This window comes from uncultured Tateyamaria sp., from assembly GCF_947503415.1.
Taxonomy (GTDB): domain Bacteria; phylum Pseudomonadota; class Alphaproteobacteria; order Rhodobacterales; family Rhodobacteraceae; genus Tateyamaria.
The window spans coordinates 474214-499403 of the sequence record NZ_CANNDS010000001.1 but is presented as its reverse complement, the minus strand read 5'-3'; the positions used below and the strand labels follow the sequence as shown (position 1 = coordinate 499403).

21 protein-coding genes are annotated in these 25190 nt (G+C 60.9%); 9 read left to right on the top strand and 12 right to left on the bottom strand.

All coding sequences use genetic code 11. The features are described 5' to 3' along the window. Nucleotides 1–83: 83 nt before the first annotated feature. From Q1A32_RS02415 to Q1A32_RS02400, 4 genes are all read right to left on the bottom strand, one after another. Nucleotides 84–2159: a matrixin family metalloprotease gene (locus Q1A32_RS02415; protein ID WP_299648986.1), complete on the bottom strand. Its 2076-nt coding sequence runs from the start codon at nt 2157–2159 to the stop codon at nt 84–86. Continuing rightward, nucleotides 2156–3277 (bottom strand): hypothetical protein, encoded by a 1122-nt coding sequence (locus Q1A32_RS02410; RefSeq protein WP_299648983.1) that lies wholly within the window; start codon nt 3275–3277, stop codon nt 2156–2158. Before Q1A32_RS02410 ends, Q1A32_RS02415 begins: the two co-directional genes overlap by 4 nt. Continuing rightward, nucleotides 3274–4182 (bottom strand): CARDB domain-containing protein, encoded by a 909-nt coding sequence (locus Q1A32_RS02405; protein WP_299648980.1) that lies wholly within the window; start codon nt 4180–4182, stop codon nt 3274–3276. Before Q1A32_RS02405 ends, Q1A32_RS02410 begins: the two co-directional genes overlap by 4 nt. A 282-nt stretch (nt 4183–4464) precedes the next feature. Next, entirely contained in the window at nt 4465–5643 is a 1179-nt protein-coding gene (locus Q1A32_RS02400; protein WP_299648977.1) for a Hint domain-containing protein, read from the bottom strand. 239 nt (nt 5644–5882) lie between these two features. Between Q1A32_RS02400 and nth the strand changes: the two genes are divergently transcribed. Genes nth through Q1A32_RS02385 form a run of 3 tightly spaced genes read left to right on the top strand, consistent with a single transcriptional unit; the run spans nt 5883 to nt 8157 of the window. Then, complete coding sequence (gene nth, locus Q1A32_RS02395) at nt 5883–6527, top strand: endonuclease III (protein WP_299648974.1); 645 nt, start codon at nt 5883–5885, stop codon at nt 6525–6527. Further along, a complete protein-coding gene (locus Q1A32_RS02390; RefSeq protein ID WP_299609791.1) occupies nt 6524–7513 on the top strand; it encodes an adenosine kinase in 990 nt (329 codons plus the stop codon). The genes nth and Q1A32_RS02390 overlap by 4 nt, the downstream gene beginning before the upstream one ends. 47 nt (nt 7514–7560) lie before the next feature. Then, complete coding sequence (locus Q1A32_RS02385) at nt 7561–8157, top strand: N-acetyltransferase (protein WP_299648971.1); 597 nt, start codon at nt 7561–7563, stop codon at nt 8155–8157. Nucleotides 8158–8207: 50 nt separating this feature from the next. On the opposite strand, the gene Q1A32_RS02380 is transcribed toward Q1A32_RS02385, so the two are convergent. From Q1A32_RS02380 to Q1A32_RS02370, 3 genes are read right to left on the bottom strand one after another with little or no spacing between them, the layout of a single operon-like run. Beyond that, nucleotides 8208–8747 (bottom strand): hypothetical protein, encoded by a 540-nt coding sequence (locus Q1A32_RS02380; protein WP_299648968.1) that lies wholly within the window; start codon nt 8745–8747, stop codon nt 8208–8210. 17 nt (nt 8748–8764) lie between these two features. Continuing rightward, entirely contained in the window at nt 8765–9262 is a 498-nt protein-coding gene (locus Q1A32_RS02375; RefSeq protein ID WP_299609799.1) for an RNA pyrophosphohydrolase, read from the bottom strand. Beyond that, a complete protein-coding gene (locus Q1A32_RS02370) occupies nt 9259–9735 on the bottom strand; it encodes a GNAT family N-acetyltransferase (protein WP_299648965.1) in 477 nt (158 codons plus the stop codon). The genes Q1A32_RS02375 and Q1A32_RS02370 overlap by 4 nt, the downstream gene beginning before the upstream one ends. A 213-nt stretch (nt 9736–9948) precedes the next feature. Here Q1A32_RS02370 and Q1A32_RS02365 point away from each other — a divergent pair, with 213 nt between their 5' ends. From Q1A32_RS02365 to Q1A32_RS02345, 5 genes are all read left to right on the top strand, one after another. Continuing rightward, nucleotides 9949–11976 carry an NADPH-dependent 2,4-dienoyl-CoA reductase gene (locus tag Q1A32_RS02365; protein ID WP_299648962.1) on the top strand — a complete coding sequence of 676 codons (2028 nt, stop codon included), beginning with the start codon at nt 9949–9951 and terminating at the stop codon, nt 11974–11976. A 96-nt stretch (nt 11977–12072) separates the two neighbouring features. After that, nucleotides 12073–13008, top strand: coding sequence for a zinc transporter ZntB (locus tag Q1A32_RS02360; protein ID WP_299648959.1), 936 nt, complete (start codon nt 12073–12075; stop codon nt 13006–13008). 301 nt (nt 13009–13309) lie between these two features. Continuing rightward, nucleotides 13310–13789 carry an RNA polymerase sigma factor gene (locus tag Q1A32_RS02355; protein ID WP_299609810.1) on the top strand — a complete coding sequence of 160 codons (480 nt, stop codon included), beginning with the start codon at nt 13310–13312 and terminating at the stop codon, nt 13787–13789. Then, a complete protein-coding gene (locus Q1A32_RS02350; RefSeq protein ID WP_299648956.1) occupies nt 13786–14553 on the top strand; it encodes an anti-sigma factor in 768 nt (255 codons plus the stop codon). Before Q1A32_RS02355 ends, Q1A32_RS02350 begins: the two co-directional genes overlap by 4 nt. A gap of 133 nt (nt 14554–14686) precedes the next feature. Further along, nucleotides 14687–15592 carry a LysR family transcriptional regulator gene (locus Q1A32_RS02345; protein ID WP_299609815.1) on the top strand — a complete coding sequence of 302 codons (906 nt, stop codon included), beginning with the start codon at nt 14687–14689 and terminating at the stop codon, nt 15590–15592. Nucleotides 15593–15808: 216 nt separating this feature from the next. Here the strand turns inward: Q1A32_RS02345 and Q1A32_RS02340 are convergent, their stop codons facing one another. From Q1A32_RS02340 to Q1A32_RS02320, 5 genes are all read right to left on the bottom strand, one after another. Beyond that, on the bottom strand, nt 15809–18253 hold the full coding sequence (locus Q1A32_RS02340) for a tetratricopeptide repeat protein (RefSeq protein WP_299648953.1): 2445 nt from the start codon (nt 18251–18253) through the stop codon (nt 15809–15811). A 139-nt stretch (nt 18254–18392) separates the two neighbouring features. Further along, nucleotides 18393–19073 (bottom strand): sugar transferase, encoded by a 681-nt coding sequence (locus Q1A32_RS02335; protein WP_299648950.1) that lies wholly within the window; start codon nt 19071–19073, stop codon nt 18393–18395. 1145 nt (nt 19074–20218) lie between these two features. Next, a complete protein-coding gene (locus Q1A32_RS02330) occupies nt 20219–20872 on the bottom strand; it encodes a VPLPA-CTERM sorting domain-containing protein (RefSeq protein ID WP_299648947.1) in 654 nt (217 codons plus the stop codon). Nucleotides 20873–21311: 439 nt separating this feature from the next. Continuing rightward, nucleotides 21312–22724: a hypothetical protein gene (locus tag Q1A32_RS02325; RefSeq protein WP_299648944.1), complete on the bottom strand. Its 1413-nt coding sequence runs from the start codon at nt 22722–22724 to the stop codon at nt 21312–21314. Continuing rightward, entirely contained in the window at nt 22696–23559 is an 864-nt protein-coding gene (locus tag Q1A32_RS02320; RefSeq protein WP_299648941.1) for a polysaccharide biosynthesis/export family protein, read from the bottom strand. Before Q1A32_RS02320 ends, Q1A32_RS02325 begins: the two co-directional genes overlap by 29 nt. A gap of 205 nt (nt 23560–23764) precedes the next feature. Here Q1A32_RS02320 and Q1A32_RS02315 point away from each other — a divergent pair, with 205 nt between their 5' ends. Further along, nucleotides 23765–25180: a mannose-1-phosphate guanylyltransferase/mannose-6-phosphate isomerase gene (locus tag Q1A32_RS02315; protein ID WP_299648938.1), complete on the top strand. Its 1416-nt coding sequence runs from the start codon at nt 23765–23767 to the stop codon at nt 25178–25180. Nucleotides 25181–25190: the final 10 nt, after the last annotated feature.

Here is a 25190-nt window from a genome sequence, read left to right as displayed (position 1 = left end):
TTGCCGCCGACACAGCGGTTCCACCTGTTTCTACCCGACCTCGAACGAAAGGTGCGTTCCGCACCCCGGCTGTTGCGGTTCTATCAAAGAGGTCCAGGTCGGCAGGCGCCCCCTGCGACCTGCAGATCGCATTCAAAATTCGGGGGATAGCCAATATCCTGACAACTCACATCCAAGTCCGGATTGTCCAGATCGGCTCCCGGACCACATTGTGACTGGCACGACCGCGAAAGTGGGGACGCATCCGGTGCCACCCCGCAAAACGGCCCAAAGGTCGGCTGGTCGTCGACACCCAGCAATTCGCCCTCGGTCCAGCACGCCAGAATGTCGGGTCCGTTGCAGACACCGGGCACACAAAGGGCGGTGCCGGACGGATGGTTGTTGTCGCAAAATGCGTTTGGATCGTTGAACAGCTGCTGGCAGTCGGCCAGGCAAGTCCAGCTGGGCGGGGAGTCCGGCTGACAGGTGCCAATGCCTGATCCATTCTGCGTTTCTTCGCCAAAGCAGGTCAGATCCGCGCCGCATTGGTCATCTGCGGTGCATGAGCAACCGGGCTGGCGGTCATTGGGCGCATTGCACGTTTCGCACAGCCCAAAGCCGCCTTGACTCAGACAGACCCGTTCGCCCTCATCGTCGGGGCAGAATTCGTTGAAGGCGTGGTTTCCGTCCGGGTGGCCATCCGGATCACCAAGCCCGCCCACGACAGTCTGACAAATGCATGCCTCTTCCCCGGGATCGCAATCGTCGGGTGGCTGCGGTTCGCCGTCGGGGTCGGGCAATGGGGGTGCGTCACAGGTCTTGCGGATCTCCGACAGGGGGCACACGCCGTCGCTTGCCGGGATCGCGGCGCCTGCGCATTGCGCGGCTCCCGGGTCCAGAATGGTCACGAAAAGGCCGGTCAGCGCAAAGTTGTCCTCTTCGAACGCCCCGCCTGCCGCCACGGTGCCAGAGCCTTCGAGATGCTCGTGACAGATATCCACGCCATGCCACAGCCGGTATGTCCCGGCCAATGCACAGTCCGGATCATCGCTGAGCGTCAGCCGTTCAACGCCTGTCAGATTGCGTTGGCCCGTGCTGTCGATCTCGATCTCGTTGTCGAGGAACGCGCCGGCCAACGGCAGGTCAATCAGGAATTCCGAGGTGGGATCAAACGGCACGGTGGCATCATCGGTCAGGTAAAACCCCATGCTGTGGGCACGTTCGGACCCGCCGGAATTGGTGCGACTGGCCACCGTCCAAGGCACATTCATGCTGTCACCCGGGCACATCATAAGGGGTTGGTTGGGTGCGTTCACATCGTAAAAGCTGCCCTCGCATCCCGGGTCAATGCCCCCCAGAAACGCGCATTCCAGCAGGTCCGGGTTGAAGGCACGCGGCGTGCCTGCACGGCCGAAATTGACCAGCCTGACCGGAAAGTTGGCCGCCGCGATAATGCCCGCACCCGTCAGCGCGGTGATGCGGTCGCGAAAGAGCACCGGCAATTCACGGAACAGGTATTGCGGCACGGCGATCAGGTTCACCTCGTCGCCATTGCCGCTATATTGCTGACGCGCACCCTGTTGATCGTCCGGCAACACCATGGTGCCCGCCGGTTGGCCCAGCACGCGGGGCGTGTTGTTGCAAATGTCCTGCATCATCGCCAACCGCCCGTTTTCGTGATCAAGCCCGATGGTGTGTCCGAATTCATGGATCAGCACCGCCTCTGCACTACAGCCGCCAAACGCGTCTGTCGGTGGGTTCGGCAGGGGGGCGACATCATTGGCAATGGCCACATCGGATTCGATGATCCGACGACAGCTGGGACAGGTCCGGGTTGTCCGCTCGCGTCCGGCAACGCCGTCGATCGTGGCACGTGTGGTGTACAGCACCTCGCTCTTGCCATCGCCATCAGTCATCGTGTTGTCGGTTTCCTGCGGGTTGGACAGCGTGAACAAAAGCCGAAGCCCGCCGGTCCTGTTCCACTGGTCCACGGCCAATCGGATCGCATCCCAGCGTGCCCCCCCGATGGCGGCATTCCCTGAATCGGTAATCCATTCGATGGGCAGGTCGGAATCCTCCCACCTGAGTTCATTGCCCACCCAGTTTTCCTGCACGTTGAAGGCTTGGGTCGGCAGGACCTGAGCAATGATCAACAACAAAAGCGCGCCAAGACGTCTCATTCCGCGACCCCCTCGATACCGTTCGTGACCAGCGGATAGGACGTATAGGGCCCGCTCAGCACCGGCCCGTCACATCCCGCCGCATCAATGGCCGCCACGAAATCCGCGACCTCCATCGCATCCACCGGAGGTTCTGCGCCGGTCAGGGTGGGGGCGAAAAACGTCTGTTCCTGTGTGGCGACGGCGTCGGTACTGCGCCCGCCGTCCACATCCGTCACGGCAAATCCCGACTGGTCGACCAGAACCTCACGCGCGCCGAACGAGACGATGCGCAGGACATCGTCCATCGAAACCGCCTCGATCCGCCACCCGTGGTTCGGCAACAGCAGCAAATAGCGTTCGCCGACACTCAGCACCGGCATCTCCGATACATCCAGAAAACGCCCGTCAGGGAACAGCCCGCGTTGCAGGCGCACCTCGACCGGGCCGCCCACGACAGCCCCGGCCCCGGCCAGAACGGTGACGTCTTCAAGCCGCGTCACCTCGCGCGGACCCTCGCCGGGGGCTTCGTCAAAGGTATAGCTTTGGGCCACCACCCGCCCCGTCAGGGCCACGCTGGACATTGCCAACCGGTCGCAAAAATCCTGACTTTCCACCCCGTCTGCCCAATCGGGATCGACGGGGGGCACCTCGACCGCCCGGGGCGGCACGGTGTCCACGTCAAGGCTGGTCAGATGTACATCCTTGCCCGTCGCCGCTCCTGTGGTCCAGACGCTGGTGACGACCAAGGGCTGCAACGCCTCGAGGGTCAGAAATCCCTCGATGAATGGTTCGGGATAGCCGTAGGGATAGTGCAGCGCGCGCAGGGTCCGACAGTCAACGGCAAAGGCGCGCCCACCGGGCAGGTCAAACGGATCCAAAGTAACCCCTTCGCCACCTGTCACCTGGCCCGGAGGATGCGCCAATTGCAGCGCGCCGCTGACCGTGACGGACGCACCATGCGGGTTCAACACGTTGACCACAGTGCCGTAGACACCACTTGCCAATGGGGCGCCGTCTTTGATTGTGCCGCAGGTCACCTTGGTTTCGTGCAGATAGCGAAACACCGGCGCGGAGGGGCGCGGGTCTTGCGCCATCGCAGGGCTTGCCAGCAGCAGGGCCAGAAGCAGTGCCCTCATTGCCGCGCCCTCAGGCAATAGCCGCGGCGCAGGTTGTTCGTTTCAAGCGTTTCCACCACAACCGCGCCGCTGTCGACGATAACATCAAACGCGCAAGTGCCATCATTGGCCGTGCCGAAACAGGCGGTGGGGATCGGCGCAGCAATCTCGTGCTTCTCGCCCGGCTCCAGCTTGGGCACCGGTCGGTCCTCGCTCCCAAACGCTCCGAAATCGAATGTGGCCGTCGACGCGCCCGCCGCCGCACTGCCCACATTGCGCACCAAGGCAACGGCGCCCGGCGGCCCTCCGTCGGCGGGTCTTGGTCCGCAGAACCCGGTTCCGGGTTGCCCGGGCGGATCGCTTTCAAGCGTGGGTGGTTCGGGCAGCAAATCGGCGCGGCTGACAGGGCCGGACTGCGCTGCCACAGGCTCGATCCGTTCGACATCGATGCTGGCGACGGGCCCCGGATGGCCATGACAACACCCGTCCTTGATCAGCGGTGCCGCAGTGTAAACCGCCTGCACCGTCAAAGGCCCTTCCGCCTCAATCAGCACAAACCCGTCGATATAGGTGTCAGGCATTCCAAAGGGAAAGGTCAGTGCCGCGATATCGTCGCAATCCACGGCAGCGGCCTGCCCGGGGGCCAAGGAAATATCGGCGACGCTGTAAACACCGCCCGGCAAGGGCGCGGGCGGCGGATGCGCAAGCGCCAGCGTTACGGTCAACGTCTGGTCTTCGCCCGATATGTTCAGGACATTTACGATGCTGGCATAAACACCCTGCACCAGTTGCAAGACCTTGGGATCGGGCTGGGTGCCACATACCATCTTGGCGGCATATCTCGGCGGGGCCTCTTGCGCCAAAGCGGCGCCTGCGGTCAGACATGCCAAACATGCAAAGACAACGGATTTGAAGAAACCGGACATCGCGTCCTCCACGACTGAAAATCAGATGTGAACACGCCGGCGGAATGAAAAAACCGAAAGGCCGAACTACCTTGAAAAAATAAGCGCCGCACAACGCGTCAAGTTTAAAGCTATGCGGTCAGGGTACCAGCCAGAGCACTTTCGGCAAAGCGCGGGGGCCGTGCGCCACGCGGATCGGCCATTCCTTGCGCACAAATGCCATCCAAGGGCGACGTTGTTTTGCAAGGCCGCGGTCCGCTGACCCATGCCGTGGCCCTCACATTGACGAGGCCTGCACCGCACTTACCGTCCGGAGGAACCGATCCTCAATTCAGGATACGGCAAACCAACGTCCGGGGCGCTTTCCGCCGTGCGCAAACGCGCCTTGATCTCTTCCGGCACAAGGCGCGCGGCTGAGATACGGGGACGGTCCATTTCACGAATGACACGGTCGCACCCATACAACGCGACATATTCCGCGTAGTTGTCAAACGCACTGCGCCCAACATAATCGACAAATGTTTCCGTCTCCGCACCATTTGCAAGGATTGCATCGTGGTGCAGGGTTTCGACGTGATAGTAGGTTACGGTCGCAGGAAGCTCCGCCGCCGGAACCCACTGGACAGTTGTGCCATTCACAAGCGCCGCTGCATTGATGACCAGGCCATCAATGATCAAGCCATGTTCCGCCGTCACGATCAGGTCACTGTGCGGCACCGCATCGCCCAAGGCACTGGCGCGGATGCGCACAGGCTCCATCTTGGCAGGCACCAAGGCGGACCCGGGCTGCACGGTTTGCCGCCCAATCCAGTGAACACGGCACAGGTGCCCTGACGCCGTCAGGATCTTTTGACCGATCTCAAGCGTTTCGACCCGGACCTCGCCCGTCGGGCCACTGATCAACGTCCCTTCGGCAAAGCACACAAGCCCGGGCGTTGCATCGCCCGCAACGATGTTGTCATCGCCCGCCGGATCACGCTGGATCGATTGGCCGTCGGGGGTCAGTGCCGTGTTGTCCGTTCCGATCAGGTTGGTGCCCGGAAACCCGCTGGTGTCAGAGGCCTGATCACCGCCAACAGCGTCGCCGTAGTTGAAGGCCACGTAGTCCCCTGACGTTGTATCAACCAGCGCCAAACCGTCGCCCGCATTCGCAATCGCCAGCGATCCACTGGCCAAAACGATCGTGGAGCTCGGGTTCGCGGCCTGCGCCGAGGCGAGGTCTGCCGTATTGTCCAGAATGAGGAGGGTTTCTCCAGCGCCCAACGTGCCGCCGGTGAAGCTATGCACCAACTGGTCTTCCCACAGCTCTACACCCGCAAGCGAGATTGGCGCGCTCGACACATTGATGATCTCGATGAATTCATCGGCCAACGGATTGATATCGCCACTGCCATCTGTATCGAACCCGGGCGTGCCGGTGGGGTCTGACCCGATCTCGTTGATCGTCAGACCGCCGTTGATCACATTCGTCGTTGTTGGCATGAACTCATATCCACTGGTAATTCGAGGCGAGGGATTAACACTTTGTTAACCGTTCTTCCATGCCATACCAGCCAGCGCTTGCAGCGTTAACTGTTTTCGGAAATGCGCGCCCTCTGGCTGGCAAACCGGCGGATAGACGCAACTCGATCTTCTAAGCGAAGCGTTTGGCACCAAAATTCCAATCGTCCCGCGCGCACCACACTTGCCCGCATGTGCAATCTCCCCCATAACCCCGCGCCATGGCCAAGCAACTCGACTATCACACCATCCGTCAGATCTTTACCCGGTTTCAGGACGCAGACCCCGAACCCAAGGGCGAGCTTGACCATGTGAACGTCTACACCCTTGTCGTGGCTGTGGCGCTGTCGGCGCAGGCCACCGATGCAGGCGTGAACAAGGCCACCAAGGCGCTGTTTCAGGTGGCCGACACCCCGCAAAAGATGCTCGACCTCGGGATCGACGGGCTGACGGACCACATCAAGACCATCGGCCTCTTCCGCCAGAAGGCCAAGAACGTGATGAAGCTTAGCCAGATCCTCGTCGACGACTATGGCGGAGAGGTCCCCAATTCCCGCGCCGCCCTGCAATCGCTGCCGGGTGTCGGGCGCAAAACGGCCAACGTGGTGCTGAACATGTGGTGGCACCACCCGGCCCAAGCCGTCGACACGCATATCTTCCGCCTCGGCAACCGCACCGGCATCGCACCCGGCAAAACCGTGGACGCGGTCGAACGCGCCATCGAAGACAACATTCCGACCGATTTTCAGCTTCACGCCCACCACTGGATGATCCTGCACGGACGCTACCACTGCAAAGCGCGCAAGCCGCAATGCCCCACCTGCATCATCAAAGATCTCTGCCCGTTTGAGGACAAAACCGAATGACCAAGTACACGCTCGCTGGCATCGGCAACGCCGTTGTCGATGTGATTTCCCATGCCGATGACAGCTTTCTCGATCTCATGGGGATCGAAAAGGGGATCATGCAGCTGATCGAACAGGACCGGGGCGAGGTGCTCTATGCCTCCATGACGGAACGGCTGCAAACGCCGGGCGGGGCCGTGGCCAACACCATCGCAGGCGTCGGCGCGCTTGGTCTGCCCACCGCCTTTATCGGGCGGGTGCACGACGACGCGCTTGGCCGGTTCTATGCGCAATCCATGGCACAAAGCGGCACCGATTTCGTGAACGCGCCCATCCCAGACGGCGAACTGCCAACCTCGCGCTGCATGATCTTCGTCACGCCTGACGGTGAACGCTCGCTCAACACATATTTGGGCATCTCGACCGAACTTGGCCCCGATGATGTGCCGGAAGACGTGGCCTCCAGTGCCGAAATCATGTTCCTCGAAGGCTACCTCTTCGACAAGGACAAGGGCAAAGACGCGTTCCGCCAAGCCTCCCGCCTGACACGCGCGGCAGGCGGCAAGGCCGGCATCGCCATCTCCGACCCTTTCTGCGTTGACCGGCACCGGGCGGACTTCCTCGACATGATCGGGAACGAGTTGGACTTCGTCATCGGAAACGAACACGAGATCAAATCCCTCTTCGAAATCGACGATCTGGAAACGGCGCTGAACAAGACCGCTGACATGATCGACCTGCTGGTCTGCACCAAATCCGGTGACGGGGTCACGATCATCGGGAACGGCGAACGCCACGACATCCCGGTCGAAACGATCACGCCCGTGGACGCCACAGGCGCAGGCGACCAGTTCGCCGCCGGGTTCATCTACGGCCTCGCCACCGGCGCGGACCTGCACGTTGCAGGGCGTATGGGCAACCTCTGTGCTGCCGAAGTGATCAGCCATATCGGCCCCCGCCCGCAGATCGACATGAAACAGCAATTTGCCGGCGCAGGCCTGCTCTAGGCGGGCGGTGCCGCAAACGGCAAAACCAGTTGGGAGAGACCGGACAGATGCTCACCGACGGATACCATGACGTGCCAAAGGGCAAGGTCGCCACGGTTGTCACGCAGCTTGAGATGCGGGCGCGGCCCGAAACGCGCGATGTCCCGGTGCCAGACGGCTGGATGCTGACCCGCATCCAGACGCCAGCCGTGCCTTGGTACCGCGCGCTCTACATGTCCGTTGGGGCAGACTGGCTCTGGTTCGGGCGCATGAAGCTGCCTGATACAGAAATCGACACCGTGCTGTCGGACCCGAAGGTGCACATCTACACCCTGCAAAAGGACGGGACAGACGGCGCGCTGCTCGAACTTGATTTTCGGACAGACGGTGAATGCGAACTGGTCTATTTCGGGCTCATCCCCGCATTGATCGGCACAGGCGCTGGGCGCTTCCTGATGAACGCCGCCATCGAGGCCGCGTGGGCAGAGCCGATCAACCGGTTCCACGTCTTCACCTGCACACTCGACAGCCCGCAGGCGCTGGGATTCTACCGACGCTCGGGCTTCACCCCCATCCGCCAGAAGATCGAGGTGGCAGACGATCCGCGCCTCACCTTCGGCTACGACCGCGGGCTGGCACCGCACGTCCCGATCTTTGATCCTTGAAATCAGGCAATCAGGGCTGCCGCTGCAAATCCAGTTGTCAGTGACGACAGCTATGGGCGCGCCTGTGCAGAGCACTCACGCCCCGCCAGGCAATCCTTGACCTGTTCCACCTGTTCGTCCGTCGGACGTCCGAACAGAAATCCGCCGCAGGCATTGGTGTGCAGCACATAGCTGTGGCTGGTCTGGCGCAGAAACCCCAGCATCTCGCCCGGTGCGGGCTGCGGGCACCACGGGCCAAAGCACTGCACCTCAAGCACCACATCCGTCTCGAAGGGCTGGCTCACACCGCGCACGGTCAATGCCTCGCCCTTGAAGGTCGCGGGGATCAGGGTCACACCGCCCCCCTGTTGCGGCTTCGACAAGTCCATTTCGGGCAACAGGTCCGGATCAAACGCCAGCGTGCCCAGCACCGGCACATATCCGTCCTCGGCCGCCGCTGCCTCCTGATAGGCGTTCGTCACCCCGTGCGGCAGGCAGGACAAGGCAAAGACGGGACACGGTAAAACCGCCAACAAAGCACCTAAAACTCGCACACCGCGCCCCGCCTCTACCAAGGAGCGGGAGATGGCCCGCTCAACCTCGAAAGACATGGGGCACTGGCCCGTTGTTATGCAATATCATGTGACATATGCGGCGCGAATTCAGCTAGAACGCGAACATAGACATCGCGTTTGAACGGCACGATCGCATCCGGCAGGTCCGCAGGGGTCATCCACTTCCACGCCGAAAACTCAGGGTGCGCCGTCTCAAGATCAATGATGTCATCCGCCCCGGTAAAGCGCATCAGAAACCACTTCTGTTTCTGGCCGCGATACTTGCCCTTCCACAGCTTCGGGATCAGATCATGGGGCAACTCGTAAGGAAGCCATTCGGCGGTTTCGGCCACCACTTCGACCTGCGCCGCCGGGATCGAGGTTTCCTCCTCCAACTCACGCAAAGCCGCCGTCCGCGCATCCTCGCCCTTGTCGATGCCCCCTTGCGGCATCTGCCAGGCATCCTTGTACCGGTCCGTGCGCTGGCCAACCCAGACAAGGCCATCCCCATTCATCACCATGACCCCCACATTCTTGCGGTAGGGCAGCTTTGCGATCTCGTCACCGGTCATGTCAGCACCTTCTCCATCTCGGCACGGTCCAATCTCTGACCATGCCGCTCAACAGTCTCCCGCCGGATAACACTAAAACCCCGCGCCGCAAATGCAGGCTCCGCCATCAGCGATGCATGGACCCACACCCGGCGCAGCCCCGCCGCGCGGGCATCCGCCTCGACCCGGGTAAAAAGGGCAGAGAACACGCCGCGCCCCTGCCACTCGGGCAGAACAAAGGCGAGATCGACATAAGCCCCTTCGCGGGTCATGAACCCAACCGGCGCGCCCTGCGCTTCGACCACAACCGTCACTTGCCGCTCCAGCTTTGCGGCCCAGATATCTCCCGCTGGCGGCGCGGAACACCAGGCGCGGCGCTGCGCATCCGTGTAATCACTCTGCCCTTCGCGCACAGCCCGAAACATCACCCGCCCCAGCGCATCCGCCTCACCCGCAATCATGCCGCGCAGGTGCATATCCGTTGCCTCACTCATCACACCACCGCCCGCTCCATTATGTCCCCGGCAATAAACAGCGCCCTTTGCCGTCCCATATCTCCGTCCCACCGCAACCCACAGTGGCAAGCCCCAAACGCAAACACAAACCTGTCCCCGCGGGGACAGCCCGTCCCCATGACGCCGCGTTGCACGTGACATCCCGCGGGCTATACCTGAAACCAAGGGAACGTCACGCCTTGGGAGGACACCATGACAGCCTATCCACACATGCTCGCACCGCTGGACCTCGGGTTCACGACCCTGAAGAACCGCGTGCTCATGGGGTCCATGCACACCGGACTTGAAGAAACCAAGGACTGGAACCGCGTGGCCGAGTTCTACGCCGAACGGGCACGGGGCGAGGTTGGCCTGATGGTCACAGGCGGCATCGGTCCCAACCTCGAAGGCTCCGTGCTGCCGGGCGCGGCCATGATGACGACGGACGAGGATGTCGCCAACCACGCCATCGTGACAGACCGCGTGCACCAGAGCGGCGGCAAGATCGCCATGCAGATCTTGCACGCAGGCCGCTATGCCTACGGTCCCATGTGCGTTGCCCCGTCGCCCGTGAAATCCCCCATCTCCCCGTTCCCGCCTGCGGAACTGGACGAAGAAGGCATCGAAAAACAGATCAGCGACATCGTCGCCACCGCAGGCCGCGCGAAAAAGGCGGGCTATGACGGGGTCGAGATCATGGGGTCCGAAGGCTACTTCCTCAACCAGTTCCTCGTCACCCACACCAACAAGCGGACGGACCGTTGGGGCGGCTCCTACGAAAACCGCATGCGCCTGCCTATCGAAGTGGTGCGCCGGACGCGGGAAGAAGTCGGCACCGACTTCATCATCATCTACCGCCTGTCGATGATCGACCTCGTGCCCAACGGCTCGACCTATGACGAGGTCGTGCAACTCGCCCAGGAAATCGAAAAGGCAGGCGCCACGATCATCAACACCGGCATCGGCTGGCACGAGGCGCGCATTCCCACCATCGCCACCTCCGTCCCCCGCGCGGCCTTTGCATGGGTCACGAAGAAACTGATGGGCAAGGTGGGCATCCCCGTGATCACCTCCAACCGCATCAACACGCCCGAAGTGGCCGAGGACGTGCTGTCCACGGGCTGCGCCGACATGGTCTCAATGGCCCGGCCCATGCTCGCGGACGCGCATTTCGTGCGCAAGGCGATGGAAGAAAATGCGGCCCAGATCGCGCCCTGCATCGCTTGCAATCAGGCGTGCCTCGACCACACGTTCTCGGGCAAGATCAGCTCATGCCTCGTGAACCCGCGCGCGTGCTATGAAACCGAGTTGCAGATCGTCCCCGCGGGGACAAGGAAATCCATTGCCATCGTGGGGGCAGGGCCTGCGGGCCTTTCCACCGCGCTGACTGCTGCGGAACGCGGGCATGCCGTCACCATCTTCGACCGCGCGGATGAGATCGGTGGCCAGCTGAACATGGCCAAGCAGGTGCCGGGCAAGGAAGAGTTCTGGGGCCTTGTCGACTGGTACCGCGCCATGGTGGACGAGATGGGCGTAACCGTGAAGCTGAACACCGAAGCCGACGTGGACACGCTCAAGGGCTTTGACGAAGTGATCATCGCCACCGGCGTTCTGCCGCGCGATCCCGGCATTCCCGGACAGGATGGCGACAACGTACACTCTTATATCGACGTGCTGCGCAAGCGCGCGACACCGGGCAAACGCGTCGCCGTCATCGGCGCAGGCGGCATCGGGTTCGACGTGTCGGAATACCTTGTGCACGAAGGTGAAAGCCCGACCGAGAACCTGCCCGAATGGATGGAAGAATGGGGCGTGGCCGACACAGAGGAACATCGCGGCGGGTTGTCCCCGCAGGGACCACAACCCGACGCGCCCGCGCGCGCGGTGACGCTGCTGCAACGCAAGGCCGAGAAACACGGCAAGCGGCTGGGCAAGACAACCGGGTGGATCCACCGTGCCGCGCTCAAGATGAAGGACGTGGAGTTCGTGGGCGGCGTGAATTACGAGCGCATCGACGCACACGGCCTGCACGTGTCCTTTGGCGACGCACGCGAGAACCCCACGCTGATCGAAGCCGACGACATCATCCTGTGCGCAGGCCAGGTGCCGGACCGCAGCCTTGCCGACGCGCTGGAGGCCGAGGGCATCCAATGCCACGTTATCGGCGGCGCGGATGTGGCAGCCGAACTGGACGCCAAGCGCGCCATTGATCAGGGCACACGGCTGGCGGCCACCCTCTAGGGCGGATCAGGATCCGCCTTACGCCCGTAAGGCGGACGTGTCGTCCGCCATCGCCTGACGGTTGCCGCGCGAGGACGGCGTGGGTAGCGTGCCGACATGACAGTCTTTGCCTTCGACATCACCGCGAACGGATCCAACGTGGCAACGGCCGACGCGCCGCCCGAGGGGGGCTATCGCTGGGCGCATTTTGATCTGGATGACCCGCACCTGACCGCATTTCTGGACACGCACGTGCCCGCCATCCCGGCGGCGGCGCTTGTGGCACCCGAAACCCGACCCCGCGCGGACCGGTTCGGTGACGGCCTGATGCTGAACCTGCGGGGCGTGAACCTGACCGATGACGGGCCCGAAGACCAGATGGTCGCGGTGCGCATGTGGGTCACGGCGCACCTGGTGGTCACGGTGCGGATGCGACAGGTCTTTGCCCTCGACACCCTGCGCGAGGATGCAGCACAGGGCTATGCACCCGCCACACCGATGATGTTTGTCTCGTCCCTGTCCACCCGCCTCATGGGGCGCGTGCAGGACACCGTGTTCGATCTGTCGGGACGCGTGGACGGGATGGAGGACAGCGTGCAGGACGACGACAGTCCCCTGCCACCCGAACTGGCCGAGGAACGGCGCATGGCGATCCGCCTGCGCCGCTACCTCGCCCCGCAACGCGACGCCCTTGTGGCGCTTGTGGGCACCGACAGCCCGCTGATGTCCCAAAGCGCACGTGACCTGCTGCGCGAACAGGCAAACCTTGCCAAGCTGAACGTCGAAGAGTTGGAAGGGCTGATCGCGCGCATGACCGCTGTGCAGGATCACCACACGGCCCAAGCGGCGCTATTGCAAGGCCACAACGGCTATGTTCTGAGCATCATTGCGGCGGTGTTCCTGCCCTTGGGGTTCATCACCGGTCTCTTCGGGGTGAACGTGGCAGGCATGCCCGGTATCAACACGTCATGGGCCTTTGCAGCGCTGTGTGCGGGGTTGGTGGCGATGTCGGTTGGCGCGGTGTGGGTGCTGCGCTGGCTCAAGTGGATCTGATTGGGCGTGGTGTTCAAGGCTGTCCCTGCGGGGACATCAGCGATCCGCCAAGGGGCGCACCTAGCAGCGACGTAAGGGTATCGCCGGCAGCCAGTATCACACTGACGCCGTGGCATTTGCAGGCGTAATGGTGACCTGTGCACTCGGACTGTGCATTTGCTGCCGAAACTGTCACGGTTTTGACAAATGATTTCATTTCACATTTCCTCCGGTGCATGGTGATCTCGGAGCAAAGTAACACCGTGGGACAGGTCTAATCACAAGCGCATCTCAAACATCCGTCAGCATCGTGCGCGACGGCATGGCTGCGGTCTATCCGCGGCTGTGGCGCTATGCTGTTGCGCTGACCGGGCGCAAGGATTGGGCCGACGATCTGGTGCAGACCACCTGCCTGCGCGCATTGGACAAGGCCGAGCAGTTCGAACCGGGCACCCATCTGGACCGCTGGATGTTCCGAATGGCCCAACGCGTGTGGCTGAACGAGCTGCGCTCGCGCAAGGTGCGGACGGGCGGTGGGCTGGTTCCTGTCGAGGACATTGACCTTCCCGACACATCTCCGGGGGCGGAAGTGAATATTCTGGCCCGTGACGTGTTGAATAGAGTGAACGCATTGCCAGAGGCCCAGCGTCAGGCTGTCTTTCTGGTCTATGTGGAAGGGTATGCTTACAAGGAAGCTGCCGAGATTATGGAAATCCCGATCGGCACGGTGATGAGCCGTTTGGCCGCTGCACGGAAGCGACTGAACACCGACATGGCCGAGGGAAAGGCAAAAGCGACATGACGGACATGCGCAGATTTTCGGATGAGGAGCTGACCGCTTTCCTGGATGGGGAAGCGGACGATGCCCTGCAGGCCGAAATCGAGGCTGCATTGGACGCTGATCCGTCCGTGGCCGAGCAGATGGCCGCGTTGGACGTGCCGCTCGCCCCGATTGCCGAAGCCTATGAGGCGCTGTTGCAAGACGCCCCGCCGATGCCTGCATTGCCCGAGCCTGTGGCCGCCCCGTCCCCGCGGGGACGCTGGGGGTTTGGCATCGGCACCTTTGCCACTGGTCTGGCTGCCGGTCTGGCCGTTGCGATGTTCGCGGGCTTCGGCACACCCGAAGAACCCGCCCCACGCGGGTGGGTGTCTTTCGTGGCCTCCTATCAGGCGCTTTACACAGCCGAGACGCTGGCCGTGGACAATCCTTCGCCTGCGGAGGCTGCGTTGCAGCTGGCCTCTGTGTCCGATGCGATTGGGTTGGATCTGAGTGCGCTTCCCGCCGCTGGTGATCTGACCTTCAAGCGGGCGCAGGTGCTTGGGTTCCGCGGCAAGCCGCTGATCCAGATTGCGTTTGCCCGCGCCGATGGCACGCCTGTGGCCTTGTGCATCCTTCCGTCGGGACCGGATGCGAAACCGGTGGATATGGGGCAGGCCGAGGGGCTTGGGCTGGCCCGTTGGAACACACCCGGATACGGCTTTTTGCTGATCGGTGGAACGGACACCGTGCCCCTGGCCGAAGAGGCCGAGACCTTCCAAAGCTGGAGCACGGATATCGCCACCTGAGCCGTTTGGCGTCGTTTCCATGCCATCAACGATCCCTGCAATCACCGCGATATTATCCCACCCCCGCCCAGATCGTGCCTTTATTCGCCCGCATACCTGATCCTCAACAAGCATGGATTGAGAGGCAGCAGGCATGGATCGCCTTACCGAGATGGAAGCATTTGCCACGGTCGTGGACCAGGGTGGCTTTACCGACGCGGCCAAGAAGATGGGGATTTCGAAATCCGCCGTCTCAAAGCACGTGTCGTCGCTGGAGGCGCGGCTTGGCGCCCGCCTGCTGAACCGCACCACCCGCCGTGTCAGCCCGACCGAGATTGGTCTGGCCTATTACGACCGCGCCCGCCGTGTTCTGAATGATGCGGGCGAGGCGGATTCGTTGGTGACCTCCATGCAATCGGCACCTTCGGGCCTGTTGCGTATCTCGGTTGCGACCGACTTTGGTGTGAACCACCTGTCGCCGCGTTTGTCGGAGTTTCTGGCCGACTTCCCGGACATCACCGTCAACATGGTTTTGAACAACCGGTATGTCGAACTGATCTCTGAAGGGTTCGACATGGCGATCCGCATCGGAGAGCTGGAAGACAGCACCCTGCGCGCCCGGAAGCTGACCGAAACGACCAAGCGTATGATCGCGAGCCCGAAGTATTTCGAGCAATACGGTCGCCCTGAAAAGATTGACGATCTGAACGAACACAAGCTGCTGCATTACTCCAACCAATCGTCGGGCAATGTCTGGAAGCTGACCGCGCCCTCGGGCGAAAAGCGTCAAGTGCGCACCGCCGGGTGGCTGAGTGTGAATGACGGGCAATCCCTGCTGAACGCCGCGATTTCGGGCCTTGGTATCGCATACCTACCCAGCTTCCTCTATGCGGACGCGCTGGAGCAAGGTCTGGTCGAGGACGCCATTCCCGACTTGCCCATGGAAACCCAAGGCATCTATGCGGTTTACCCTCCGGGTCGGTTCACGCAGCCCAAGGTCCGTGCCTTCATTGATTTTCTGGTCCATGCCTTTGCAGAAAAAGGTCCATCGGACTGGTAAGATATAACCATCCTCCCCTCGGTTATGAAACTGACCCCGGTGCACACGCGCCGGGGTTTTTTCGTGGGGATGAGCGGCGGGGTGATAGGTTGGTTCAGTGTCGGACACTGGGGGATGCAGTGTTTAACACTGCCAGCCACTTCAGCCGCAATTGGGTCGTGCTGATCCGCTATGCAATGCTTTTGGTACGCGCCTGTGGCGTTGTGCAGAACCGCTTTACTCTTCGACCGGCGCGGGCAGTGCCTCAATACGGGCGATCTCTGACCGGGCGATGTCGAATTGCGGGCGTGTGTCGTCAGCGCCTGCAATCTCGAGTGCGCGGTTGTATTGGGCGATGGCCGCCTCGCGTTGATCAAGGGCGCCGTAGGCCTGGCCGAGGTGGAACTGAACAATAGGGTCCGAGGCCAAAGCGGATGCTGCGGCTTCGAGATAGGGCAGCGCTTCTTCGGCGCTGCCACGGCGATAGGCAATCCAGCCATACGTGTCTTGCAGCGCCGGTTCATTTGTGTCGCGCAGCCGCCGTGCCACGGTCCAGGCGCGCTCAAGGCTCGCGTCATCGGTTTTGTGCGTGGCGAGCAGGCTGGCCAGGTTGTTGGCCGCAATCAGATCACCGGAATTGTTTTCGTAAATCCGCTCGTAATTTGCGATTGCGCCATCGATATCGCCTGCGGCTTCCAGTTCGACCGCCTGTGCCCACAGCAGCGTGCGGTTTTCGGGATCAATGGCGAGACCGTCCTGCAAGGTCCGGGTGGCCTCGGCGTTCTTGTTTTGAATGCGCTGCAACCGATAGACCTGCGTCCAGATGCGCATGCGGCTGGGGTCTTCTTTCAGCAACCCTGTCAGCAGCGTTTCGGCCACATCAGGCGCACCGTTGGCGGCGTGAGACGCGGCCAGAATGAATTTGAGCGCGGGGTTGTCGGGGTTTTCGGCGGCGAGTGTTTTGGCCTGTGCCAGCGCTTTGGTTGTCTGACCGGAACTCAGGCGGGCGCGCAGCAAGGCAATCTGTGTGTTCACGCCAGCATCTTCGCGCGCGGCCAATTCTTCGAGGAACCCAAGCGCTTGTTCGACCCCTTCGCGGCTGCCCAAAATGCGGGCCTCGAGCGCATTTGCGACAGCCAGCGTGCGGGCTGTTCCAAGGCTGCGCAGTCGTGACAACACCTGATCGGCCCGAGAGTAGTCTTCGGAGGCCAGATAAATCTCGCCCAGCAACACCAGAATGTCGGGATTGCTCCGGTCGCGGCGCAAGGCGGGGATCAAAACCTCTTCGGCGGCCAGATAGCGTTCGTCGGCGGCCAGCGTACGGGCATAGCGCAGGGAAGGGGCGGGGGCGTTGTTGGACGCATCAACGGCAAGGGCCATGAAGTCGCGGGACAGATCGCGGTTGCCTGCGCGCGCATAGGCGTTCGACATCAGGTTGATGGCTGCCACGTCATTGGGCGCCGCATCCAGCACCAGACGCAAGATCGCGATGGCACCGTCCGTGTTGTCATTCTCGATCATCCATGCCGAACGCATCTTGAGCGCCGCGACATTTGATTCATCCCCCTCCAGCACCGTATCGACCAGACGCTGCGCGCCGACGGCGTTGCCTGAACGGACAAGCATCTGGGCCAGGGTGATCCGGATCTCGTCGGCATTGTCGGATGGGGTGTCCCGGTCGAGGAGCGCTTGCAGGTCATCGATGGCCTTGTCCTGCGTGCCAGCTTCAAAGTCGATAATGGCCAGCCGCACCCGAAGCCGGTCGGGGTTTGGCGATACATCCAAGGCGGCCGTCAATTCGGTGCGGGCTGTTTCGGCGCCGCGCACATCTTCGAGGAACTGGATCAAGCCGATGAAAAGCCGGGGGTCTTCGGCCGCGGGATCGGCAATGCTGCGAAAGAAGGCCTCTGCGTTGTCGAGCTCTTTTCGGGCCACGTAGAAGCGGATCAGGTCTTCTTTGGGTCGCTCGTCATCGGCAAAGCGGTCGACCATGTCCTTAAGTTGCGCCTCAACCGCCGTGAAATCCTGCAGCTGTGTCAGCAGGTTCAGGCGTTGGGTGTATAGAGTGCGATTGTCGGGCTTGCGGTCAATCATCCGGTCAAGCTGACCCAGCGCCTGTTCAAAATTGCGGTCGCGCATATAGGCGTCAAAGAGGATTTGCTGCAGGACATCATTGTCGGGTGCATCTTCGGCGAGGGTCTTGGCCTGATCGCGCAGGGCGTCACGCGCGGGGCCGTCGCGATCTTCGATGGTCTGCTGATAGCGCAACGCAAGGTCGATGATCTGGTTGCGCGGCTCCTCTGGCGCCAACTCGACGGCCTTGTTGCCGTGGCGCACGAACTCTTCCCAATTGCGCGCTTCAAAGGCGATTTCCGCAAGCAGCATACGCCCTTCAAGATGGTCGGGGACCTGTTCGACAAGGCGCAGATAGTGCCCGTAGGCCGCGCTTTTGTCATTTTGATCGAGCATCAGCCGCGCCATGGTTTCGCGGGCCGGGACATGGTTGGGCACCAGCGCGAACACGTTGCGCAACTCGATGGCGGCACGGTCCGGGTCGCCTGCGTCGATCAGTTCCAGCGCGGAGGCGAGGTATTTCTCAGCTTGTTCTTCCGGAGAGTCGCACGCCACAAGGACCAAGGTCAGCCCAAGGGCCAGCCCGAGTTTACGCAGGGATTTCAGCATGCAGTGTCCAAACTCGCAAAACAAGGTGGGCACAAATGCAGTGCCCACCCATCACACAACGATATGTAGCCGCTCATGCAGTGCGGAGCAATTGTAGCAGCGGATCGCAGTAAGCTGTTTCGATCAAAACACCGCTAGGTTAATAGCCGGTTGCCTTGAGTACGACCGAAACGGTCTTTGCCAACACATTCGCATCTGTACGCAGTGACATGGTCCGCGCGTAGGTTTCATCGAAATGAGCCCGGTCAGCGAAGTCACAGTTGTTGCGGTCAGAAATCTGCCACAGGCCCGTGATGCCAGGACGCAGCCAGTAGTAAGCAACGCCAGGGTATTGCGCCTTTTGCGACACCATCATGGGACGGGGCCCAATCAACGACATCGAACCGGTCAGCACGTTCCAAAGCTGCGGCAGTTCGTCCATGGACGACTTGCGCAAGAACCGACCCATCTTGGTGATGCGTGGATCGCACTTGAGCTTTTGAGTGGCGTTCCATTCGGCACGTGCCGCTGGGTTTTCCGCGAGATAGGAATTCAGACGTTCATCCGCATCGACGGTCATGGTGCGGATTTTCCAGATACGGAAAGACCGCCCGTTCCGACCGACACGCAGTTGCGAGTACAAAGGCTTGCCGCCGTCCAGCGCCACCACGAGTAGCATCAACAGGACGACGGGCAAGACTATTGGTGCAGCCACCACGACCAGAAATACATCCAAGCAGCGTTTCACATGATTGTGGTAGAAGCCGTTCAGACGGTCGCGGTAATGAACCGGATAGGCAAAAGAAAATTTTCCGTCGAAATTAACGGGTTGAATAGTCATTTTGAAAAACTCCCGGCCAAGTCAGCAGAGACCTGGCACGTCAAAAAATAAATTTAATGTCCTCGTTACGCTCAGGCGCAGACTTGCCCTCATGTCCTATCTTTACCATTTCTTAACTACGCTCCAAAGGGGAAAGGAGCGTGATTTTGCTCAAAAGATCGAATTTTTAGAAAAGGTTTGTTTTCGAATCAGAAGGTTACAACTTTAGATAGAATTGATTCATCTTTGTCGCGAAGTACAGAGAAATGTACGTGAAAAAGGCGTGAAACCTCTGCTGTGCTGCGGTGCTGCATCCGAATCATGATCGCGCGTTCAGCGAATCGTCTGACGCTCGCAGGGGCGTCTGGGCGCTGCCGGGTTCCTTGGTCCGATCCAACCAGACTGCGCCTCGATGGCGCCAGGCCAACACTTGTGCCGTGCGCGGAAGTCCCCTGTTTCCCGCGCAAGTTATTGCCTATGCAGCCCGGGCGCTTCGGGCATGGCAAGTGACGCCAATCTGCTGGCGGAACACTGCGTTATAGTCGGTTTTGTAGCACACTGGCTTTGGGTGAGCCGGGTTGGCCCCCATTGGTGACGCGCGTTCGCTGAGAATGCCCTCGGTTCAACATGCATGGCAGTCGTACAAGATTGTTCCGGTAGCGGACGGCGTACAACGCCAGCTGTGGCGGTCGATCGATGCCAACGGTGACCTGCTTGACATCTGACACTGAGGCGTCGGGAGCGGCACGTCGAATGCCAGGTTTCCGCCTTTGAACTGTACGACCTGTGACTGTCGGCAAGTCCACGCCGCTACGTCACTTTGGCCAAGATCCTCGCACGGGACACGCTATCATAGAGTGCACAAGGGGCGGAAATCGGTGCTAGGGTCAAAAGCGGCAGTTAAGACGGCTTGCACCCTAGACGCGTCCGGTGGAGTCAACCCTGAGCCTCAGCGGTTTTTTGCCATCCAGGAGCTGATCTTTGGGTCGTGTCGCCATTACCGCCGACATCGTTCGGAAGGTGGCTCAGTTGACCCGTTTCGTGAAATCTGACTGGATTAATTTCGGCGCCGTAGAAACTGCATGCCAGTTCCGGCGCCAAAGTCACTGCAAACGAAAAAGGCCAGCTGAAAAGCTGGCCTAGATCAGTAACTCTGTATGCTTTGATTAGCTGGTTTTGCGGCGGCGGCGCATCATCGCCAAGCCACCCAGACCGGTGAGGATCAGCAGACCGCCAGCAGGCAGCGGCACAGCCGACACCACATCGAAAGAGACGCTTTGCAGGCGGAAGTTGTCGCGCCAGCTGTCTGCACCAAATCCAATGATCGATCCAACAACCTCACCCGCGCCGAAGCTGTAGGTGTAGGGGTTTGCGTTGCCATCGTCCAAGTCCTGCTCGTAAATCAGGGCGGTCGCTGGAATATCAGTGTCAGTGTAGACGCCATATGCGAACGTGTCGTTGGCATCCCAGTAGGAGAATGTCACCGAGGTGATCTCTACAACCAGATCGCCGAAATCGAGAAGCGCGAATTCATCGGGTCCGCGACCATCGATCTGGCTGTTGTCGATGCACAGGTTCGACCAGCGGCAGTCATAAACGCCAAGGCCGCCGTTCTCCCCGGGGCCGTCCCAGCTGGACGTCCAGAAGTTTCTGGTGTTCCGGATCGTGCCGTCGCTCGACACATGCACGCCATCGACACCTACGGAAACCGTGCCGTCGGTGCTTGTGTATTCGTTTGTGCCATTTGTGTAGCCACGGTCGACATCGAAGTCGATCGTCGTGGCGCTTGCAACGGAGCCAACGGCGACAAAAGCAGCCACCAGACTTCCGGAACGCAATGAATTACAAATAGTATTATAAAAAGTCATTTTCACTTCCAAACCATTCTACCATTCAGCCCCCTTCCCAAGGCGCTGAACCCACTTCCTTAAAATTGTTATTAACACATTTTCGCTGTGTTGAGCAATCCAACAATAGCGCTCCAAAGCTGAATCCGCCCCCGTATTGTGCATGGATCGGTAACGATGGAGCCGGGTCAAGGGGGTATTTTCCACCCGTGGTTGTCGCTCTTCTCGCATGGGCTGTAGGTTCATCTTGCGCGCGAAATGTGACCGAATCGGGTGTCTCGGCGGGGTTTTCGCGCGGACTTCAACCACACCCGGTGGACCAAGTCATACGTTCGCGCAGGTTCCAATTTGTGATCGAAAACCACTGAAAGCGCCCAGCATGACCCGTGACCATTGGGTCAAACCTGAGGCGTTAGTTCCAGCCAAAGCGCCTTTCGAGCCCAAGGAAAAGCGTGTTGGCATTGCGATCTTCAGCATCATCCTGGGTGATCCGCACGGACGAGACTTGGCCGATCAGATCCCATTCCTGTGTCAGATCGTGGCGATATGTCAGGTCCAATCCGATGCGGCTGGTATCACTTGCGTCGTCGCCTTCCTCATCCCCGTCACGGATCGAAAAGAGCACATCGAGGTTGCCGCGCGATGTCAGTTGCTGATTGAAATTGAGGCTGAGCACGGAGTTGATGGTCTCAACATTGTCACGCGTTGTTGTGGGTGTCTGGGATAGGTCCGCGGTAAAGGTGGCGCGGGGCATCTCGTATTCCCAGTTCAGGCCAAAAAGAGGCCGTGCCCCAAGCCCGTCTGCACGGGATGCGCCGATGGAATAGCCGAAGCCGCCGCGCGGAAATTCGAGCGTGCGCTGGAATTGCACGGTTGTGCGCCGTCCGTTGACGTCGATGGGGCTATCAAGGACGAACCCGGCCGTTCCATTTGGCCGGGTCCAGGTCAGTTCACCATCCACGAACACGCCATCGGTCCGCGAGGTTTCTGCACCGGTTTCCTCGGTTTCTTGCCAGCCAAGCGCAAGACGACCGGTCAGCGTGGGCGTGATCTCTGAACGGAACTCGGTCCCGAGCCGCACAGATTGTGTATCCAGAGCGCCGGGGCCTTCTTCGTCGAATTCAGTGAAGGAGCCAATGAGCCCCAGCGACGTGGTCCGGTCCAACGCGCCCGTGATCGAAAAGCGGAAATCCCGTGCGTCTGCGTCCAGCAGAGACGGATCATCCGTGCCGTCATAGGTAATGCGGTTTTGCGTCAGGCTGTATGTGGCGCCCAATGGGGCGTCGACACCTACCGCACCGTCCAGTTCGATGCCGATGTTGCGACGTGATCCGCCGTCAAACGTGTCGAAATCGACGCTGTCCGCGCTGACGCCCGTGGCAAAACTTGTGCTGTCCAGCTCTGTGTTTTCGAATGTGAGGCCCACTCCGATGCGTGATCGTCCGACATCGCGGTCCCATCGCAGGCGGGCATCCGAGTTCTCGATCGTCTCATCCGTGTCTTGGCCCAGAACGATATCGCCACCGACGCCAAATATCAGCGTATCAATGGCTGTGCGCCGCTCCAGCGCGAAATCCAGCCGGGTCCGGCTGACAATACGGCTGTCACCATCCTCCAGCAGGTCGGGATTGTCGGACCACTCAAGGCCACTGCGCGCGTCCAGGGTAAATCGTTGAGCGCCTTCAGGCACGTCCTGTGCCTGTCCGGCTGGCGAAAGGGCCAGGACACCAAGAGCGCATGTGCCAAGCAGTTGCGCCCAGTATCGTGCTTTGCCCTTTATGGCCCGCTCGCGAGATTTATTCGAACAGGCGCCTTTCTGGTACAAGAATAACATCCCCGTCCTTCAGCACGATATCGTTGCTCAATGCAGCCCCGTTTGCCAGGGCCTTAAAATTGATTTTCCGGACCGTTTGAACGCCCGTTTTTGGGTTGGTGCGACGCAGTTGCAGCCGTTTGAGGGCCGCAAAGCGCGTCATGCCGCCGCCCATGGACAGCGCTTGTAAAACAGTCGTGCCGGGCGGCATTTCAGCAAGGCCCGGTGTGTTGAATTCGCCCAAGAGGTAAATATTGATCGTCTCTGGTTCGAGCGGTTCGCGTTCTTCCGGAACGACAAACACGAATACGTTGGGGTCTGTGGCGAAGTTACTGGCAATGCCGACCCGTATGTTACGTTCGATCTGCGGGATCGTCAGCCCGGCCGCGCGCAGGGTTCCGGCGAAGGGAAAGCTGAACCGCCCGTCCGGCAGTACGCGCACAGATCTGTTGAGGCTTGGATCTTCGAGGACCTGAATTTCCAGCGTGTCGCCTGTCCGCACCCGGTAATTGCTTTGGGCTTCGGCCACAGTCAGTGTGCCGAAGACGACGCTAAGCGCCAGAGAAAGTATAATAATTAAGCGCGCCACAGGTTGGGTCCCGATCAGTATTATGCTCGTTTCCCTATGTCCTAAGGTCAGTTTCGCGGTCTGAGAAAGCGATTTCAGCCCGTCAGACGCGTTTATTCGGCATATGTTCTCTATTTGACACGCTGGATGGGGCAGCGTGCGTCGTGCCGTTTTGGGGGTCTTGTGATCATGGGGAGGCTCTGCTCCGGGCGGGGCATTGACGATGGTCGGGGGGGCGAGCCCGCAACTCGGGACCCCAATAGCGGTCGGATCCGGCACGTTGACCACTTCAGTGCAAATAGTGCGTGCTCGCCGTCCGCTTCAACCAGAACATTCTGGGCTTTGGTCATTTGCACTACCGTTTTCAGATCTACTATGCCACCTCTTCTCATACGCCCCGCAGACAAGGCTAGTGCGGGCGGCCATTGGGCAGGAACAGGTGCGAAGCGCGCTGGAATTGACGGCGCAGCGGTAAGGATAGACGATGATTACCCCGGTACTTCTTTGTGGCGGATCCGGTACGCGGCTTTGGCCGCTGAGCCGCAAATCCTATCCCAAGCAATTTGCGGCCATCTTGGGTGAGCAAACCCTGTTTCAGGCTTCCGCACAGCGGCTTTCGGGTCCGGGCTATGCCCCCCCTGTGGTCGTGACCGCGTCCGACTTCCGCTTTATCGTGACCGAGCAGTTGCATCATGCGGGCATCGACCCCGGTGCCATCCTGATCGAGCCTGAGGGACGCAATACGGCACCCGCCATTCTTGCCGCTGCTCTGCATGTGGCTGCCAGTGACCCCGATGGGTTGATGCTGGTGGCCCCGTCAGATCATGTGGTGCCGGATGCCGCCGCCTTTCGTGCGACTGTCGAAACCGGGGCCGCATCGGCCCGTGCAGGCCAGCTTGTCACCTTTGGGATCACACCAACCTATCCCGAGACGGGCTATGGTTATCTGGAACTGAGCACCGTTCCTGAAGACGGCGCGCCCGTGCCGCTGACCCGCTTTGTGGAAAAGCCCGATGCCGAGCATGCGGCGGCCATGGTCGCCGATGGCCGCCATTTGTGGAACGGGGGCATCTTTCTTTTTCGCTCCTCCGACATCATCGCGGCTTTCGAGGCCCACGCGCCGGACCTTGTGGCGCCTGTGCGCGCTGCCGTCGAGGCCGCGACGCCCGACCTAGGCTTTCTGCGGCTTGCGCCCGAGCCTTGGGCAGAGGCCGAGGATATCTCCATCGATTATGCGGTGATGGAACGGGCCGACAATCTGAGCGTCGTGCCCTTTGAGGCGGGCTGGTCCGATCTGGGCGGTTGGGACGCCGTCTGGCGCGAAACGGGGCCGGATGGGGACGGTGTTGCCGCCTCCACCGGGGCCACGGCGATCGATTGCAGTGACACGTTGTTGCGGTCAGAGGTCGACACGCTGGAACTGGTGGGCATTGGCCTCGACAACATCATCGCCGTTGCCATGCCGGACGCGGTGCTGGTGGCGGACAAATCGCGGGCACAGGATGTGAAAGAAGCGGTGGCGGCGCTGAAAGAAAAGCAAGCGCTGCAAGCCACCACGTTCCCCAAGGAACACCGGCCCTGGGGGTGGTTCGAAAGCCTTGTCATTGGCCAACGCTTTCAGGTCAAACGTATCCATGTACACCCGGGTGCCGCCCTGAGCCTGCAAAGCCACCACCACCGTTCTGAACATTGGATCGTCGTTGAAGGCACGGCCAAGGTGACCGTGGATGACGAGGTCAAATTGGTGAGTGAAAACCAGTCGATCTATATCCCGCTGGGCGCCAAGCACCGTCTGGAGAACCCCGGCAAAGTGCCTATTGGTCTGATCGAAGTGCAGACCGGCAGCTATCTGGGGGAGGATGACATCGTCCGTTACGAGGATGTTTATGCCCGCCGGTGATGTGTGGACG